Source organism: Lysobacter brunescens, assembly GCF_042677005.1.
Lineage (GTDB): Bacteria > Pseudomonadota > Gammaproteobacteria > Xanthomonadales > Xanthomonadaceae > Lysobacter_I > Lysobacter_I brunescens.
In genome coordinates this window covers 59,740-75,763 of the sequence record NZ_JBHTIF010000001.1, presented here as the reverse complement: position 1 = coordinate 75,763, position 16,024 = coordinate 59,740, and the positions used below count along the sequence as shown (strand labels likewise).

16 protein-coding genes and 1 pseudogene are annotated in these 16,024 nt (G+C 70.1%); 9 read left to right on the top strand and 8 right to left on the bottom strand.

The window, feature by feature from the left end; translation table 11 throughout:
• Positions 1-2 precede the first annotated feature (2 nt).
• The 3 genes from pyrF to ettA form a co-directional block, all read right to left on the bottom strand.
• Positions 3-857, bottom strand: a complete 855-nt coding sequence (gene pyrF / locus ACFQ0E_RS00350) for an orotidine-5'-phosphate decarboxylase (protein WP_386821721.1) — start codon at positions 855-857, stop codon at positions 3-5.
• Positions 858-945: 88 nt separating this feature from the next.
• On the bottom strand, positions 946-1,893 hold the full coding sequence (locus ACFQ0E_RS00345) for a class I SAM-dependent methyltransferase (protein WP_386821719.1): 948 nt from the start codon (positions 1,891-1,893) through the stop codon (positions 946-948).
• A gap of 55 nt (positions 1,894-1,948) precedes the next feature.
• The gene (ettA, locus tag ACFQ0E_RS00340) at positions 1,949-3,610 is read right to left on the bottom strand and encodes an energy-dependent translational throttle protein EttA (RefSeq protein WP_386821717.1); all 1,662 of its coding nucleotides are present in this window, start codon (positions 3,608-3,610) and stop codon (positions 1,949-1,951) included.
• A gap of 219 nt (positions 3,611-3,829) precedes the next feature.
• On the opposite strand from ettA, the gene glyA reads away from it, so the two are divergent.
• From glyA to thiL, 9 genes are all read left to right on the top strand, one after another.
• A complete protein-coding gene (gene glyA, locus ACFQ0E_RS00335; protein WP_386821715.1) occupies positions 3,830-5,080 on the top strand; it encodes a serine hydroxymethyltransferase in 1,251 nt (416 codons plus the stop codon).
• Between the two features lie 65 nt (positions 5,081-5,145).
• On the top strand, positions 5,146-5,700 hold the full coding sequence (gene nrdR / locus ACFQ0E_RS00330) for a transcriptional regulator NrdR (protein ID WP_386821713.1): 555 nt from the start codon (positions 5,146-5,148) through the stop codon (positions 5,698-5,700).
• Positions 5,697-6,842 carry a hypothetical protein gene (locus tag ACFQ0E_RS00325; RefSeq protein WP_386821711.1) on the top strand — a complete coding sequence of 382 codons (1,146 nt, stop codon included), beginning with the start codon at positions 5,697-5,699 and terminating at the stop codon, positions 6,840-6,842. Before nrdR ends, ACFQ0E_RS00325 begins: the two co-directional genes overlap by 4 nt.
• Positions 6,843-6,846: 4 nt before the next feature.
• Positions 6,847-7,959: a bifunctional diaminohydroxyphosphoribosylaminopyrimidine deaminase/5-amino-6-(5-phosphoribosylamino)uracil reductase RibD gene (gene ribD, locus ACFQ0E_RS00320; RefSeq protein WP_386821709.1), complete on the top strand. Its 1,113-nt coding sequence runs from the start codon at positions 6,847-6,849 to the stop codon at positions 7,957-7,959.
• Positions 7,960-8,001: 42 nt separating this feature from the next.
• Positions 8,002-8,613 carry a riboflavin synthase gene (locus ACFQ0E_RS00315; RefSeq protein WP_386821707.1) on the top strand — a complete coding sequence of 204 codons (612 nt, stop codon included), beginning with the start codon at positions 8,002-8,004 and terminating at the stop codon, positions 8,611-8,613.
• Positions 8,614-8,615: 2 nt separating this feature from the next.
• Complete coding sequence (gene ribB, locus ACFQ0E_RS00310) at positions 8,616-9,710, top strand: 3,4-dihydroxy-2-butanone-4-phosphate synthase (RefSeq protein ID WP_386821705.1); 1,095 nt, start codon at positions 8,616-8,618, stop codon at positions 9,708-9,710.
• A 174-nt stretch (positions 9,711-9,884) separates the two neighbouring features.
• The gene (gene ribH, locus ACFQ0E_RS00305) at positions 9,885-10,352 is read left to right on the top strand and encodes a 6,7-dimethyl-8-ribityllumazine synthase (RefSeq protein ID WP_386821703.1); all 468 of its coding nucleotides are present in this window, start codon (positions 9,885-9,887) and stop codon (positions 10,350-10,352) included.
• Complete coding sequence (gene nusB / locus ACFQ0E_RS00300; protein ID WP_386821701.1) at positions 10,349-10,813, top strand: transcription antitermination factor NusB; 465 nt, start codon at positions 10,349-10,351, stop codon at positions 10,811-10,813. The genes ribH and nusB overlap by 4 nt, the downstream gene beginning before the upstream one ends.
• 77 nt (positions 10,814-10,890) lie before the next feature.
• On the top strand, positions 10,891-11,844 hold the full coding sequence (gene thiL / locus ACFQ0E_RS00295) for a thiamine-phosphate kinase (RefSeq protein WP_386821699.1): 954 nt from the start codon (positions 10,891-10,893) through the stop codon (positions 11,842-11,844).
• Positions 11,845-11,943: 99 nt separating this feature from the next.
• On the opposite strand, the gene ACFQ0E_RS00290 is transcribed toward thiL, so the two are convergent.
• The 5 genes and pseudogenes from ACFQ0E_RS00290 to ACFQ0E_RS00270 all read right to left on the bottom strand — a co-directional run.
• Complete coding sequence (locus ACFQ0E_RS00290; RefSeq protein WP_386821698.1) at positions 11,944-13,326, bottom strand: FAD-binding oxidoreductase; 1,383 nt, start codon at positions 13,324-13,326, stop codon at positions 11,944-11,946.
• Entirely contained in the window at positions 13,323-13,862 is a 540-nt protein-coding gene (locus ACFQ0E_RS00285; protein WP_386821696.1) for a metal-dependent hydrolase, read from the bottom strand. Before ACFQ0E_RS00285 ends, ACFQ0E_RS00290 begins: the two co-directional genes overlap by 4 nt.
• A 19-nt stretch (positions 13,863-13,881) precedes the next feature.
• Entirely contained in the window at positions 13,882-14,235 is a 354-nt protein-coding gene (locus ACFQ0E_RS00280; protein ID WP_386821695.1) for a nuclear transport factor 2 family protein, read from the bottom strand.
• Positions 14,235-14,636, bottom strand: a complete 402-nt coding sequence (locus tag ACFQ0E_RS00275) for a YraN family protein (RefSeq protein WP_386821693.1) — start codon at positions 14,634-14,636, stop codon at positions 14,235-14,237. The genes ACFQ0E_RS00280 and ACFQ0E_RS00275 overlap by 1 nt, the downstream gene beginning before the upstream one ends.
• A pseudogene (locus tag ACFQ0E_RS00270) lies at positions 14,626-15,966 on the bottom strand (penicillin-binding protein activator); the annotation flags it as partial. The gene ACFQ0E_RS00275 and the pseudogene ACFQ0E_RS00270, both read right to left, overlap by 11 nt.
• Positions 15,967-16,024 lie beyond the last annotated feature (58 nt).

Genomic DNA, 16,024 nt, shown 5'->3' with positions numbered 1-16,024 from the left:
GATCAACGATAGAGATTGATCTCGTCGCGCAGCGCGCGGGCTGCGTTCGCCGCCGCTTCGGCATAGTCGTCGCCGCTGGACGCGTAAAGAATCGCCCGCGACGAGCTGATGACGAGCCCGTCGCCGTCGCGGTTGCGGGCGTTCGACACCACCGCGCGCACGTCGCCGCCCTGCGCGCCGACGCCAGGCACGAGGAAAGGCACCTGGTCGCCGACGATGGCGCGCACTTCGCGCAGCTGCTCCGGCCAGGTCGCGCCGACGACCAGCGCGCAGTTGCCGTGTTCGTTCCACTCGCGCGCGACCTTCGCGGCGACATGCTGGTACAGCGGCTTGCCGTCGACCAGCAGGTCCTGCAGGTCGCCCGCGCCGGGGTTGGAGGTGCGGCACAGGATCACCACGCCCTTGTCGGCGTGGTCGAGGAAGGGCTGCGCGGAATCGCGGCCCATGTACGGGTTCACGGTCACCGCATCGGCGGCGTAGCGCTCGAAGGCTTCGCGCGCGTAGTGCTGCGCGGTGCTGCCGATGTCGCCGCGCTTGCTGTCGAGGATCACCGGCACGTGCGGATGGCGCAGGCGGATGTGCAGGATCAGCATGCGCAGCGCCTCCTCGGCCTCGGCCGCGGCGAAGTGCGCGATCTGCGGCTTGAACGCGCAGGCGTACGGCGCGGTCGCGTCGACGATGTCGCGACAGAACTCGAAGATCGCGTTCGGTTGCCCGGCGAAACGCGCCGGGAACTTCGCCGGCTCCGGGTCCAGGCCGACGCAGACGAGGGTGTCGGCATCGTGCCAGCGGTCGCGGAGGCGATCCATGAAGCTGCGCATCGGTTCGGTCGTCGTGCTGCTTGGGATGGGAGACATGATTTCAGAATGGGTGGGAGAAGGGCAGGTCGATGCAGTGACGGACGGCACAAACCGGAGGGTTGGTGCTGCCGCGCCGTCAGTGTGTTCACCCGGATTCGATCGCCAGCCAGAAGCTGCAGCCGTCAGCGTGGGCGAGGCCGAGTGCCCCGGTGATCGCGGCGAACGCGCGCGGACAGGCATGCGAGGCGCTGGCAGCGCCGAACAATGGGCGATAGCGGCGACTGCCCATGAGCAGTGCGCGCAGCACGTACTGCTCGTTCCATGAGCGGCGGCCGTCGATCACCCACTGCTTGGGGTATTCGAAAGGCAGGAAGATGTCGTGGATGTGGACGATCACGCCGTCGGCGAGCCTTGGCAGGATCTCGAAGACGATGAAGTTCACGTCGCTGCCGGTCTTGGCGACGTGCGAGGAATCGACGAACAGGATGTCGCCGGCCGCGAGCGCGGAGAACATCGCCAGCGGCGCGGATTGGACGGGGATGTCGTGCAGGCGCACGCCGATGCCGGGGTCGCGGAGGAAGTCGCGCGGGAAGGGTTCGATACACGCGATCTCGATGCCGCCATCGAACGCATCGCGGTTGATCGCGCGCATCAGCAGCGTGGAAAAGCCCGATCCGATCTCGATGATCCGCCGTGGCCGCGCATGGTGCAGCATTGCGTACAGCACGAGGCTGTCGAAGTGTCCGTACTGGTCGTTGTCCGGCGGAAAACGCAGCGGGTCGTCTGCGCTCTGGCCTGCGCACAGCTGCAGGAAGCCGTCGATCTGCGGCAGGACGATCGTGTCGAGGAAGTCCGCCTGCGCGGTGGCTGTCAACGCGATGTCGGGCAGGTCGGCGGGAGCGTCCGGCCAAAGCCTCCCGGTGGCCGCCTGCGCCTCCACGAGATCGACCACCGGCGAATAGAAATGGCCCGACGGGAAAAACGGCTCGTCGCCCTTAGCCAGAGCGTATTCGAGCCGACGGCGGAGAGCCGGGGAGCGCGCGACGACGCGCTTGATCCCGGCCCACACCACCGATTTCAGTCGTTCGATCATCCTGCCGGGGCGTGCGGGAGAGGGCGCCGGAGTGGCCAGCGCCCGGTCCGGCTCGTCACTTCAGCGCCTTGAACTTCAGGCGGTGCGGCTTGGCGCCTTCCTCGCCCAGGCGGCGCTTCTTGTCCTCTTCGTACTCGCGGTAGTTGCCCTGGAAGAATTCGACGTGCGAGTCGCCTTCGAACGCCAGGATGTGGGTCGCGATGCGGTCCAGGAACCAGCGGTCATGCGAAATCACGAAGGTGTTGCCCGGGAATTCGAGCAGCGCGTCTTCCAGCGCGCGCAGCGTTTCGATGTCCAGGTCGTTCGACGGTTCGTCGAGCAGCAGCACGTTGCCGCCCTGCAGCAGGGTCTTGGCCATGTGCAGGCGACCGCGCTCACCACCGGACAGCGAGCCGACCATCTTCTGCTGGTCCTGGCCCTTGAAGTTGAAGCGGCCGATGTACGCGCGCGACTGGATCTCGACGCCGTTGATGTTGAGGATGTCGAGGCCGCCGGAGACTTCCTGGAAGACGTTGTGGTTGCCTTCCAGCTTGTCGCGGCTCTGGTCGACGTAGGCCAGCTTGACGGTCGGGCCCATCTCGATCGTGCCCGAATCCGGCTTCTCCTGGCCGGTGATCATGCGGAACAGCGTCGACTTGCCGGCGCCGTTCGGGCCGATGATGCCGACGATCGCGCCCGGCGGCACCACAAAGCTCAGGTCGTCGATCAGCAGGCGGTCGCCGAACTTCTTCGAGACGTTCTTGAACTCCATCACCTTGTTGCCCAGGCGCTCGCCCGGCGGGATGAAGATTTCGTTGGTCTCGTTGCGGCGCTGGTATTCCTGCGACTGCAGTTCGTCCAGGCGCGCGAGGCGGGCCTTGCCCTTCGAGCGGCCGCCCTTGGCGTTCTGGCGCGCCCACTCCAGTTCCTTCTGGATCGCCTTCTGGCGGGCCTTTTCCTGGTTTTCTTCCTGCTTGAGGCGCTCGTCCTTCTGGACCAGCCACTCGGTGTAGTTGCCCTTCCACGGGATGCCGCGGCCGCGGTCCAGTTCGAGGATCCACTCGGCGGCGTTGTCGAGGAAGTAGCGATCATGGGTGACCGCGACCACGGTGCCGGTGTAGCGGGCGAGGAACTGTTCCAGCCACTCGACCGATTCGGCGTCGAGATGGTTGGTCGGTTCGTCGAGCAGCAGCATGTCCGGCTTGCTCAGCAGCAGGCGGCACAGCGCGACGCGGCGCTTCTCGCCACCCGACAGCTTGCCGATCACCGCGTCCCACGGCGGCAGGCGCAGGGCGTCGGCGGCCACTTCCAGCTGCTGTTCCAGCATGTGCGCGTCGCCCGAGGCGAGGATCGCTTCGAGGCGCTCCTGCTCCTTGGCCAGCGCGTCGAAATCGGCACCTTCCTCGGCGTAGGCGGCGTAGACGGCTTCCAGCGCGGCCTGCGCCTGCAGCACTTCGCCCACGCCTTCCTCGACGGCCTCGCGCACGGTCTTGTTCGGGTCCAGCTCTGGTTCCTGCGCCAGGTAGCCGACCTTGATGCCCGGCTGCGGGCGGGCCTCGCCCTGGAAGTCCTTGTCGACGCCGGCCATGATCTTCAGCACGGTCGACTTGCCGGCGCCGTTCAGGCCGAGCAGGCCGATCTTCGCGCCGGGGAAGAAGGACAGCGAGATGTCCTTGATGATCTGGCGCTTCGGCGGCACGACCTTGCTGACGCCGTTCATGGTGTAGATGTATTGCATGGGGGCTCCGGGTCGTTCTGGCGCCCGTCCCCGGCGGGGGCGGACATCGATGGGCGTACGGTGGCGTCCTGCCGGCAGGGCAGGGCGCGGAGACTGGGGAATGGCGGGATTATCGCCGGAACCACCCCGGCATCGCCAGTTTTCATAAGGCCTCCGGTGGCCCGGGGGCGGGGGGGCGGCTACAATTCCGGGCTCCCCACGCCGCCTCTTGGAGCCCCGATGTTCCCCCGCGATGCCCGCATTGAAGGTTTCGACCCCGAACTGGCCCAGGCGATCGCCGCCGAGAACCGCCGCCAGGAAGACCACGTCGAACTGATCGCCTCGGAAAACTACGCCAGCCCGCTGGTGATGGAAGCGCAGGGCTCCCAGCTCACCAACAAGTACGCCGAGGGCTACCCGGGCAAGCGCTATTACGGCGGTTGCGAATACGTCGACATCGCCGAGCAGCTGGCGATCGACCGCGTCAAGCAGCTGTTCGACGCCGACTACGCCAACGTGCAGCCGCATTCGGGCTCGCAGGCCAACCAGGCGGTGTTCTTCGCCCTGCTGCAGCCGGGCGACACCATCCTCGGCATGTCGCTGGCCCACGGCGGCCACCTGACCCACGGCGCCAAAGTGAATGCCTCGGGCAAGCTGTTCAACGCCGTGCAGTACGGCGTGAACGACCAGGGCCTGATCGACTACGACGAAGTCGAGCGCCTCGCCCTCGAACACAAGCCGAAGATGGTCATCGCCGGCTTCTCCGCCTACTCGCAGGTCGTCGACTGGGCGCGCTTCCGCGCCATCGCCGACAAGGTCGGCGCCTGGCTGTTCGTCGACATGGCGCATGTCGCCGGCCTCGTCGCTGCGGGCGTGTACCCGAATCCGGTGCCGTACGCCGACATCGTCACCTCGACCACGCACAAGACCCTGCGCGGCCCGCGCGGCGGCATCATCGTTGCCAAGGCCAACGAGGAGATCGAGAAGAAGCTGCAGAGCATCGTCTTCCCGGGCATCCAGGGCGGCCCGCTGATGCACGTCATCGCCGCCAAGGCCGTGGCCTTCAAGGAAGCGCTGCAGCCGGAATTCAAGGCCTACCAGCAGCAGGTCGTGAAGAACGCGCAGGCGATGGCCAACACGATCATCCAGCGCGGTTACAAGATCGTCTCCGGCGGCACGCAGAACCACCTGATGCTGGTCGACATGATCGGCAAGGGCATCACTGGCAAGGCCGCCGAGGAGGCCCTCGGCCGCGCGCACATCACGGTGAACAAGAACGCCGTGCCGAACGATCCGCAGAAGCCCTTCGTCACCTCCGGCCTGCGCCTGGGCACCCCGGCGATCACCACCCGTGGCTACGTCGAGCAGGACTGCGTCGAGCTGGCGAACTGGATCTGCGACGTGCTGGACGCGCCGACGGACGAGGCGGTCATCGCCCGCGTCCGCGACGCGGTCACGGCGCAGTGCCGCAAGTACCCGGTCTACGGCTGAGCCCGCGTTTGGAGTAGGGTGGGCGCAGGCCCGCCCGCTCTTTCGCCCTCGTCACCGCACACGGCATGCACTGCCCCTACTGCCAGCACCAGGACACCCGCGTCATCGATTCGCGCGTCAGCGAAGACGGCGCGACGATCCGGCGTCGGCGCGAGTGCGAGGCCTGCGGCGAGCGCTTCTCCACGCTGGAAACCGTCGAACTGAAGCTCCCGGCGATCATCAAGAGCGATGGTCGCCGCGAGCATTTCGACGCGCGCAAGCTGCGCCAGAGCTTCGATCGCGCGCTGCACAAGCGCCCGGTGTCCGAGGAGCAGATCGAATCGGCGGTGCGCGCGGTCGTGCACCAGTTGCGCATGACCACCGAGCGCGAACTGCAGTCCCGCCGCGTCGGCGAATTCGTCATGGCCGAGCTGCGCAAGCTCGACCACGTCGCATTCGTACGCTTCGCCTCGGTCTATCGCGCCTTCGAGGACGTGGCCGACTTCCGCGAGGAACTCGATCGCCTCGAACGCGACATCCCCGGCGAAAGCCAGCTGCCCCTGCTGGGGGGCGACGTGGTGCCCTTCGACCTGCATGCCGAGCGCGGCGCGCGCGGCAAGGACGGCAAGAAGAAATCGTGAACACCTTCCTGCGCCGCACGGCGGGCGCACTCACGCTCGCGCTGATGCTGCTTGCCCCAACGGCAGGCGCCGCTGGCCCGGGCGGTCGCTATTTCCTGCAGGGCGTGATGGAAACCGGCTCCGAACTGCAGCTGCACGCGGACGGCCGCTTCGAGTGGTCGCTGGTGTACGGCGCGCTCGACCGCGTCCAGCGCGGTCGATGGTCGCACGAGGGCGACCGGGTGGAACTGGTCGCGGACCCGCCCGTGCCGGGGCCCTCGCTGCTGCGCGTCGATGCCATGTTCCCCTGGGATGCGGACACCGAGGCGCGCCTGCGCGACATCGAGATCGATCGCGAAGGCGCCCTTGCGCAGGAACGCTGCCCGTTCCTGGCGGTGGCGGATGCCGTGTCGGCGCCGCCGATGGCGGGGCTGCCGGCTCCGTCGCCCGATGCGCTGACCCGGGCCGCGCGTGAATCCCTGCCGCCGCTGGAGAACGCCCGCGGCGTGGCCGAGGCGGCGGCTGCGGCCGCCGTCCAGGCGCGCGCCTACGTCGCGACCGTGCAGGGCGACGTGCGACTGCAGCGCGATGCCGACCAGCAGATGCAGCTCGCGATCGCGGCGATGGAGGCGTACCGCGCCAACCTGGCGCAGGCGCGCGATGCGCAGGCCGTCCTCGGCCTGCCGATGCCGGCGCTGGCCGCACCGCGCATCCCCGAGGCCTGCGGCGCACCGTCGCCGGCGGATGCGGCGGCGATCGCTGCCGCGCGCCCCGGGCTGGGGTTGGGCGTGGTCGTCGGCGACCCGGCCGCCGGCCTGCGTTTTTCGGGCATCGACGTGACCTTCCTGTTTTCCGACGGCCACCGCGAGACGCGCACCACCAATCGCGGCGGCTGGGCGCTGCTGCGTCCGCGCCCGGGCGCGCGCTGGCAGCGCGTCACCCTGCACCGCGACGGCGGCGACGCATCCAGCGGGGATACATCAAGGGACATCCAATCGACCTTCGCGGTCGACACCGGCAAGGGCGACCTGATGGCGATCGCGCTCGACAGCGCGCGCCTGGCGCCGCCGGTATTCGAACGCATGCAACTGCGCATCGAGGGCGAGGCCCTGGTGCCGACATGGCCCGATGGCCAGGAACGGGGAAGCTATGTCCGGGAATGATCCGATGGCGTTCACCGCCACCGACCACGCACTGATGGCGCGCGCGCTGCGCCTGGCCGAGCGCGGCGCCTACACCACCAAGCCCAATCCGATGGTCGGCTGCGTGATCGCGCACGGCGATGAAGTGGTCGGCGAGGGCTGGCACCAGCGCGCCGGCGAGCCGCATGCCGAAGTGTTCGCGCTGCAGGCTGCGGGCGAACGCGCGCGCGGCGCCACCGCCTACGTCACCCTGGAGCCCTGCGCGCACCATGGCCGCACTCCGCCATGCTGCGATGCACTGGTCGAGGCCGGTGTGGCGCGCGTGGTCGCAGCGATGCGCGACCCGTTCGCGCAGGTCGACGGCGCCGGGTTCGAGCGCCTGCGCGCCGCCGGCGTGACGGTCGCGCATGGCCTGATGGAAGCCGATGCGCGCAGGCTCAATCGCGGTTACCTGTCGCGCCTGGAGCGCGGCCGGCCGTGGGTCCGCGTGAAGCTCGCGACCAGCCTCGACGGCCGTACCGCGTTGGCCAACAAGGATTCCAAGTGGATCAGCGGCGAGGCCTCTCGCCGTGACGTGATGCACTGGCGCGCCCGCGCTGGCGCCATCCTCACCGGCGCCGGCACCGTGCTCGCCGACGATCCGCGTCTGACCGTGCGCTTCGACGACGACGACGCGACCGGCGAGGGCATCCCCTTCGTCCCGCCGATGCGCGTGGTGCTCGACCCCGGCCTGGCCACGGTCGCCCGCGACCATGTCCGCGCCGGCGATGCGCCGACCCTGTATTTCCACGCGCCGGACGCCAAGCCGCCGCGCGGCTTCGCCGCCTCGCATGCGGTCGCGCCGATGCGCAACGGCCAGCTCGACCTGGCCGCCGTGCTCAAGCGCTTGGCCGAGCTTGGCGTGAACGAGGTGCAGGTCGAGGCCGGCGCCACCCTGGCCGGCGCCCTGCTGCGCGACGGCCTGGTCGACGAAGTGCTGCTGTACATGGCACCGCTGCTGCTGGGCGCCGAGGCGCGTCCGCTGTTCGACGGGCTGCACATCGACGACATGACGCAGCGTTTCGAGCTCGGCCTCGTCGAAACCCGCATGCTCGGCGATGATCTGCGCCTCCTGCTGCAGCCGAAGCGGGCGCCCTGACCGGCATCCGACCGCCGCACCCCACCGAGGAACCGCATCCCCATGTTTACCGGATTGATCGAAGGCGTCGGCCGCGTCCTGGCGCTCGAGCCCGTGGGCGGCGACGTCCGCCTGCGCATCGACGTCGGCAGCCTGCCGTTCGCCGACGTCGCGCTCGGCGAAAGCATCGCGGTCAGCGGCGTCTGCCTGACCGTGATCGAATTCGACGCCACGTCCTTCGCCGCCGATGCGTCCACCGAGACGCTGGCGCTGACCACGCTCGGCGGCCTCGCGGTCGGCCATGCGGTGAACCTCGAACGCGCGATGCGCCCGACCGACCGCCTCGGCGGCCATCTGGTCAGCGGCCATGTCGACGGCGTCGGCCGCGTGCTGTCCGTGCACGAGGACGCCCGCGCGCAGCGCTGGCGCTTCGCCGCGCCGGCCGCGCTGCTGAAGTACATCGCGACCAAGGGCTCGATCTGCGTCGACGGCGTCAGCCTCACCGTGAACGCGGTCGACGGCGAAGGCTTCGAGGTCGCGCTGATCCCGCACACCGTGTCACACACCGCCTTCTCGACGACGAACGTCGGCGATGCGGTCAACCTGGAAGTCGATCTGGTCGCGCGCTACGTCGAGCGACTGCTGGCCGCGAAAGCGGCGTCAGAGGACGCATGAGCATGAGTTTCGCGAGCATTCCCGAATTGCTGGAAGAGATCCGCGCCGGTCGCATGGTGGTCATCGTCGACGACGAGGACCGCGAGAACGAAGGCGACCTGATCATGGCCGCCGAGATGGTGAGGCCGCAGGACATCAATTTCATGGTCACGCACGCGCGCGGCCTGGTCTGCCTGTCGCTGACGCGCGAGCGTTGCCGCCAGCTCGGCCTGCCGCCGATGGTGCGCGACAACACATCGCCGCACGGCACCAACTTCACGGTCAGCATCGAAGCCGCTGAGGGCGTGACCACCGGCATCAGCGCCTACGACCGCGCCCACACCGTGCGCACCGCCGTGCGTCCCGACGCCTCCGCCGAGGACCTGTCGCAGCCCGGCCACATCTTCCCGCTGATGGCCCAGCCCGGCGGCGTGCTCAACCGCGCCGGCCACACCGAGGCGGCGAGCGATCTGGCCCTGCTCGCCGGCTTCGAGCCGGCCGGCGTGCTGGTCGAGATCCTCAATGCGGACGGCAGCATGGCCCGCCGTCCGCAGCTGGAAGTCTTCGCCCGCGAGCACGGCCTGAAGATGGGCTCGATCGAGGAGCTGATCCGCTACCGCCTGCACAACGAGCACACCATCGAGCGCGTGGACGTGCGCGAGATCGAGACCGAGCACGGCCCGTTCCGCTTGCATACCTACCGCGACCGCATCGGCCACGGCCTGCATTTCGCGCTGCTCAAGGGCGAGGCCGACGCCGCCGTGCCGACCGTGGTCCGCGTGCACATGCAGAACCCGCTGGCCGACGCCCTTCACTGGCGCCGAGCCGACTTCGGCCCGGCAGTCGGCGACGTGCTCGCCAAGATCGCCGCCGAGGGCCGCGGCGCGCTGGTCCTGCTCGGCGAGCCGCAGGGCGCCGACGCCCTGCTGGCCCGCATCCGCGAGCAGCCCGAGCCCACCGCACGCGGCGGCGCGATGGCCGAGTGGCGGCGCAACGGCGCCGGCAGCCAGATCCTCGCCGACCTCGGCCTGGGCAAGCTGCGTGTCCTCGGCACGCCAAGGAAGCAGGTCGGCCTGGCCGGCTTCGGCTTGGAAGTGGTGGAGTACGTCGGGCTCTGATCGACGTCGGTCCGTCGCCCGGGTAAGCGCAAGGCGCGCACCCGGGACACAAGGCGCATCCACCTCTCAAGCCCCCGGGTGCGGCCTTCGGCCTGACCCGCTGAAGACCCCCGGGTGCGGCCTGCGGCCTTACCCGGGCTACAATTCCCGGCCCCTTTCCCGGCCCGCCCCCACATGTCCCATTACGAAGGCGACCTGCGCGCCCCTGAAGGCGCCCGTTTCGCGATCATCGCCAGTCGCTGGAACCCCCGCATCACCGACCGCCTGGTCGCTGGCGCGCGCGAGGCCTTCACGGCCCATGGTGTCGCCGAGGACGCCGTCGACGTGGTTCGCGTCCCCGGCGCCTGGGAAGTGCCGCTGGCCGCCGCACGCCTCGCTGCCAACGGCCGGCATGCCGGCATCGTCGCCCTGGGTTGCGTGGTCCGGGGCGACACCCGCCACTACGAGCAGGTCGCCGACGGCTGTTCCGATGCGCTGATGCGCGTCGCGCTGGATTTCCGCCTGCCGGTCGCGAACGGCGTGCTGGCGGTCGACAGCTATCAGGATGCCGAAGCCCGTGCCGGTGGCAGCCACGGCAACAAGGGCGAGGAAGCGGCGCTGGTCGTGATCGAAATGGCGCACCTGATGGAGAAGCTGGCATGAACAAGCACCGTCGTCCTGATGGCGTCGATCCCGTCCTGCGCACCCGCGCGCGCCGCCGCGCACTGCAGGCCGTGTACGCCTGGCAGCTGTCCGGCGCTACCGCGCGCGACATCGTCACCCAGTTCGCCCACGAGCAGGCCCGCGAGATCGCCGACCTGGCCTACTTCGAGGACCTCGTGCACGGCGTCGACACCCACCGCGACGCGCTCGACGCCGCGCTCGCCCCGTTCCTCGACCGTACCATCGACGAAGTCGATCCGATCGAGCGCGCCGCGCTGCGCATCGCCGCCTATGAATTCATGCACCGCCAGGACGTGCCCTACCGCGTCGTGATCAACGAGGCGCTGGAATCGGTGAAGCGCTTCGGTTCCGAGCACGGCCACACCTACGTCAACGGCGTGCTCGACCATGCCGCCGCCGCGCTGCGCGGCGTGGAAGTGCAGGCAGGCCGCTCTAAGTAAGCAATCGCGCACGCCTTTCCGGAGGCGATGCCTTGAAACCCTCCCTTCCATGGGAGGGAGAACAGCACAGGCGCCCGATGCCCGAATTCGACCTCATCGCCCGCATCCACGCCCGCGCCGCGACGCGCCGCGACGTGCTGCTGGGCATCGGCGACGATGCGGCGATCCTGCGCGTGCCGCCGGACCGCGATCTCGTCGTGGCGATGGACACGCTCAACAGCGGCGTGCACTTTCCCGAAGACACCGCCCCGGCCGACATCGGCTGGAAAGCGCTGGCGGTGAATCTCTCCGATCTCGCCGCGATGGCCGCGACGCCCGCGTGGTGCACGTTGTCGTTGTCCCTGCCGCAGCCCGATGCCGCGTGGGTCGACGGCTTCCTCGATGGTTTCCTCGCGCTCGCGACGCAGCACGAGGTCGCGCTGGTCGGCGGCGACACCACGCGCGGTCCGCTGTCGATCTGCGTGACCGCGCATGGCCTGGTCGATCCGCGCGGCGCGCTGCGACGCAAGGGCGCGCGCGTCGGCGATGACGTGTGGGTGACCGGCACGCTCGGCGATGCCGCCGGTGCGCTGCGCCAGTGGCAGGCCGGTGGCGCGTTCGATCCCGCGCTGCGTGCGCGTCTCGATCGACCGACGCCCCGCGTCGCCGCCGGTCGCGCGCTCGCCGGGATCGCCGGCGCCTGCATCGATGTCTCCGACGGCCTGCTCGCCGACCTCGGCCATGTCTGCCGCGCCAGTCGTGTCGGTGCGGTGCTCGATGTCGATGCCCTGCCGGCCTCCGACGCGCTGCGCTGCGCCTTCGATCGCGAAACGGTGCGCGTGCTGCAGAGCGCAGGCGGCGACGACTACGAGCTGTGCTTCACCGCGCCGAAGACCGCGCGCCTCGCGCTCGAATCCGCACTGTTCGCCTGCGACGTGCCGGCGACGCGGATCGGCCGGATCACGGCGGAGGCCGTGGTCATCCAGCTGCACGATGCCGACGGCGCCGCCTGGTCGCCGCCGCGTCGCGGCTACGAGCATTTCGGCAGCTGAAGCGGCTGCATCGCCCTTGTAGAGCGGAGCTTGCTCCGCTCATGCTTTTCGCGAGAACCATGAGCGGAGCAAGCTCCGCTCTACGAAAAACGGTGCGGCTCACGGCGGCAGCAGCTTGCCCGGGTTGAGGATGCCGTCGGGATCGAACACCGATTTCAGTTGCCGCATCAGCGCGAGCGTCGGCGCATCGACGGCCTGCGGCATGAAGTCGCGCTTCGCCAGGCCGATGCCGTGTTCGCCGGACAGCGTGCCACCGAGCGACAGCGCCAGCACGAAGACGTCGGTCATCGCCGCCTGTGCGCGCGTCGCCTGATCGGCGTCGGCGGGGTCATACATCAGGTTCACGTGCAGGTTGCCGTTGCCGGCGTGGCCGAAGCAGACGATCGGCAGCGCATGGCTGCGCGACAGCGCCTGCACGCCGGCGACGAGATCGGGGATGCGCGACACCGGCACCACCACGTCCTCGTTGATCTTGCCGGGCGCGAGGCTGCGCAGCGCCGGCGTCAGCGCCTTGCGCGCGGCCCACAGGCGTTCGCGCGCGGCTTCGTCGGCGGCCGGCTCGGCCGCGAGGCAGCCGTCGCCGCGCGCGGCGGCGAGCAGCGCATCCACCGCATGCGAGAGGGTCTGCGCGTCGCCGTCGGCTTCGATCATCAGCAGCGCGCCCACGTCGTGCGGCAGGTCGGCGCCGCCGACATCGCGCGCCAGCCTCACGGCGTCACCGTCCATGAATTCCAGCATCGACGGCGTCACCGGCTGCGCCATCAGTCGTGCGACCGCTGCAGCAGCGGCATCGACATCGCGATACAGCGCGCGGATCGCGCGACGCGCCTGCGGCAGCGGCGTCAGGCGCAGCGTCGCTTCGACGATCAGCGCGAGCGTGCCCTCGCTGCCGACCAGCAGGCGCTGCAGGTCGTAGCCGGTCGCGCCCTTGGTGGTCGCGCTGCCGCAGCGGATCACCTCGCCGGCGCCGGTCACCGCGACCAGCGCCAGCACGTTGTCGCGGCTCGCGCCGTACTTCACCGCGCGCGGCCCGCCGGCATTGCAGGCGAGATTGCCGCCTACGCTCGAAAAATCGGCGCTGGTCGGATCCGGCGGCCAGAACAGGCCGTGCGGCGCCAGCGCGCGCTGCAGCTCGCCGTTGAGCACGCCCGGCTGCACGATCGCGCAGCGGTCGCCGGGCCGGATGTCGAGGATGCGGTTCATCCGTTCCAGCGACACCACGATGCCGCCGTCGACCGGCACGGACGCGCCGGTGGTGTTCGTGCCGCGTCCGCGCGCGATCACCGGCACGCGATGCGCGCGGCAGCCGCGCACGATCGCGACGACCTGTTCGACGGTGGTCGGCAGCGCGACCGCATCCGGCATCGCCTGCCGCTTCGAGTTGTCGTAGCCGTAGGTCAGTCGCTCGCCGGGATCGGTGCGCAGGCCGTTGCCGAGCGCATCGGCGAGGGTGCGGAGCAGGTCGGCGGGCAGGGCGCTCATTCCGCGATTCCAGTGCGAGCCCTGGCCCGCCATCCCCGGACCGGTATCGCCAGCAGCAGCGTCGGCAGCACCACCCACTTCAGTTCCGACCACAGCACTTCGAGCCCGCGCAGGCTGAAGAAGCCGGCGCCGATCGGCGAGACTGCGATCGGTCGCCATGGCGCGAACAGGCGTTCGTGCGACCACGGCCACAGCAGGGCCACGCCCAAGCCGCCGTCGGTGAAGGCGTCGAGCAGCGGATGCGAGGCGGTGCAGGCGGCGATGAACACGAACGCCTTCATCCGCGTCGTGCGCAGCCACGACGCGCACAGCGCGGCGAGCACGCCCAGCGCGATCGCGAATGCGATGGAATGACTGGCACCGCGATGCCCGAACTGATCGGCGTAGGCGATGCCGAGCTTGAACGCGATCGAATCGAAGTCCGGCGCGATCGCCGCGAACATGCCGGCGGCGACGAAGCGCGGCGACAGCGTCCTGCGCCCGAGCGCGAGCCCGGCGGCGAGCGGGATGACGGCGTGGGTGAAGATGGTCGGCATGCGGGCGCGGCGTGCGGTCTCAGGCCGCGAAGAACCAGGCTTCCGCGATCAGGCCGTCGGCGACCCGGTAGACCGCCGCCATGTCGTAGGGCTCGGGACGCAGGCCGTGGATGCGCTCGTGGTCGATCACCTTGTCGCCGAGCGCGATGCGGGCCATGAGTTCCGCGCGCAGCGACGGAATCGCGAAGCGCTGCTCCGCGTAGAAGCTGCGAAGGGCAGCCTTGCCTTCGAGGGCGGGCGATGACGCATCGGGCATGCGCCAAGTGCGCACGTCGTCGGTGAAGCAGGCGCAGAACGCGTCCAGGTCGTGTGCGTTGTAGGCGTCGAGCTGGCGCTGGACGATGTCGACAGGGCGCGTGCCGGGCGTGGTCATCACCAGTCGTCCGCGCGGAAGGCATCGCGCAGCCAGTCGAAGGTCGGGGCCTCGGGATCGCCGTGCGCGGCGATCACGTCGAAGCGGCAGGGCAGGCGGGCGAGATCGCGATGCGTGGCGAGGAAGAGTTCGGCGGCGAGCACCAGCTTGCGCCGCTTGTTCGCATCGACCGAGGCCGCGCCGCCACCGAACGCGGTGCTTTTCCGGTAGCGCACCTCGACGAAGACCAACGCGTCGCCGTCGCGCATCACCAGGTCGAGTTCGCCGCCGCGATAGTTCGCGTTCGCGGCGACCGGCAGCAGCCCCTGGCGCTGCAGGAATTCGCGCGCCAGGGCTTCGATGCGCGCGCCGTCGCTGCGCCGCGACGCGCTGCGTCGCGATGCGGTGGGCTCAGCCGCCACTGCGGCCCAGCGCGACGATCTGGCCGTTGCTGAAGGTCGACCAGGCCGGCGTGCGCAGCACGTTGCCGAAGCCGTCCAGGCGCAGGTCGCCGGTGGCGCCGTCGAGCTTGCCGTTGGCGTCGTTCGCCAGCTTTTCCAGATAGGCGGTGAGCAGCCAGGCGTCGTAGCCGAACGCGAACAGCTTGGCCGCCGGGCCGCGCGCGGTCATCAGGTTCTTGCCGGTGGCTTCCGCCGGCGGCAGGCCGTTGAGGCCCTGCACGGTCCAGGTTTCGGTCGGGAAGGCGATGCCGTCCAGCGCCTTGTCCTGCTCGGGCTTGCCGGTGCCGGACAGCAGCTGCGAGGTGCCGACTCGCAGCTTGTCGCCCAGGCCCGCCATCAGCAGCTGCGGGGCCAGTGCGCGCGCCTGCGGTGCCTTCAGCGCGATGAACACGGCGTCGACGCCGCCTTCCTTCTGCGCGGCGGCCTGCAGCGCGGCGATGCTGTCGACCGGCTTCTCGGCGACCATCACCGTCTCGATCACGCTGCCGCCTCGGCTCGCGAGGTGGTCGCGGAACGCGGTCGTGCTGCGGCGGAGGTTGTCGTCGCTGGCCTGCAGCACCAGCACGCGGCGCGCCTTGCGCGAGAGCAGGTATTCGGCGGCGGCGATGCCGTCGTCCTCGGGCGCCAGCGCGAAGCTGGCGTTGCCCGACGGCGGGGGCTGCGGGCCGCGATTCAGCGCAAGCACCGGTACGTCCAGCGCGTCCTGCTGGAACAGCGTGCCGACTTCGTCGCGGCCGAGCGGGCCGAGCACGTAGTCCGCGCCTTCGGCGGTGGCCTTGCGATAGGCCTCGACCGCGCCGCTCGGCGTGCCGGCGGTATCGTAGAAAACGATCTGCGGGCGCGCGCGGTGTTCGCCGTAGTAGCCGGCGAGCAGGCCGTCGCGCACCGGCGACGCAGCGGTGGCCAGATTGCCGGTCAGCGGCAGCAGCACGGCGAGCTTGCGCGGCGGGCGGTAGCCGTCGCGGTCGGCGGCGGGGCGGTTGCCGGCGTTGAAGCGCCACTGGCCTTCGCGATCGAAGGGGCGGGGCAGGGCCAGCCCGCGACGCTGCAGCTCGCGGCCCATGAAGTTGTAGAGCGGGTCGCCTGCCGCCAGCTTGCCGGCTTCGATGCCGAGCGTGGCGTTGTCGAGGCCCGCGATCAGTCGTTCGATGGCGGTCGCGTTGTCGCGCCGAGACTGGCCGGTCAGGGTGTCGTGGTTGCGCGCCAGCGCCGAGGCCTCGACCACCACGGGGTGCGTGCGGGTCACGGTCGGCTTCGTGCCGCCGGGCTTGGTCGGGACACAGGCCGCCAGGCCCAGCACCATCAGGCCGGCGCACAGCCAGGCCAGACGCTTCGCATTCGTTCGCATG

Excerpts from the sequence above, each read along its gene's own strand:
- pyrF (WP_386821721.1), bottom strand. The coding sequence starts at position 857 with ATGTCTCCCATCCCAAGCAGCACGACGACCGAACCGATGCGCAGCTTC.
- ACFQ0E_RS00345 (WP_386821719.1), bottom strand. The coding sequence starts at position 1,893 with ATGATCGAACGACTGAAATCGGTGGTGTGGGCCGGGATCAAGCGCGTC.
- ettA (WP_386821717.1), bottom strand. The coding sequence starts at position 3,610 with ATGCAATACATCTACACCATGAACGGCGTCAGCAAGGTCGTGCCGCCG.
- glyA (WP_386821715.1), top strand. The coding sequence starts at position 3,830 with ATGTTCCCCCGCGATGCCCGCATTGAAGGTTTCGACCCCGAACTGGCC.
- nrdR (WP_386821713.1), top strand. The coding sequence starts at position 5,146 with ATGCACTGCCCCTACTGCCAGCACCAGGACACCCGCGTCATCGATTCG.
- ribD (WP_386821709.1), top strand. The coding sequence starts at position 6,847 with ATGGCGTTCACCGCCACCGACCACGCACTGATGGCGCGCGCGCTGCGC.
- ACFQ0E_RS00315 (WP_386821707.1), top strand. The coding sequence starts at position 8,002 with ATGTTTACCGGATTGATCGAAGGCGTCGGCCGCGTCCTGGCGCTCGAG.
- ribB (WP_386821705.1), top strand. The coding sequence starts at position 8,616 with ATGAGTTTCGCGAGCATTCCCGAATTGCTGGAAGAGATCCGCGCCGGT.
- ribH (WP_386821703.1), top strand. The coding sequence starts at position 9,885 with ATGTCCCATTACGAAGGCGACCTGCGCGCCCCTGAAGGCGCCCGTTTC.
- nusB (WP_386821701.1), top strand. The coding sequence starts at position 10,349 with ATGAACAAGCACCGTCGTCCTGATGGCGTCGATCCCGTCCTGCGCACC.
- thiL (WP_386821699.1), top strand. The coding sequence starts at position 10,891 with ATGCCCGAATTCGACCTCATCGCCCGCATCCACGCCCGCGCCGCGACG.
- ACFQ0E_RS00290 (WP_386821698.1), bottom strand. The coding sequence starts at position 13,326 with ATGAGCGCCCTGCCCGCCGACCTGCTCCGCACCCTCGCCGATGCGCTC.
- ACFQ0E_RS00285 (WP_386821696.1), bottom strand. The coding sequence starts at position 13,862 with ATGCCGACCATCTTCACCCACGCCGTCATCCCGCTCGCCGCCGGGCTC.
- ACFQ0E_RS00280 (WP_386821695.1), bottom strand. The coding sequence starts at position 14,235 with ATGACCACGCCCGGCACGCGCCCTGTCGACATCGTCCAGCGCCAGCTC.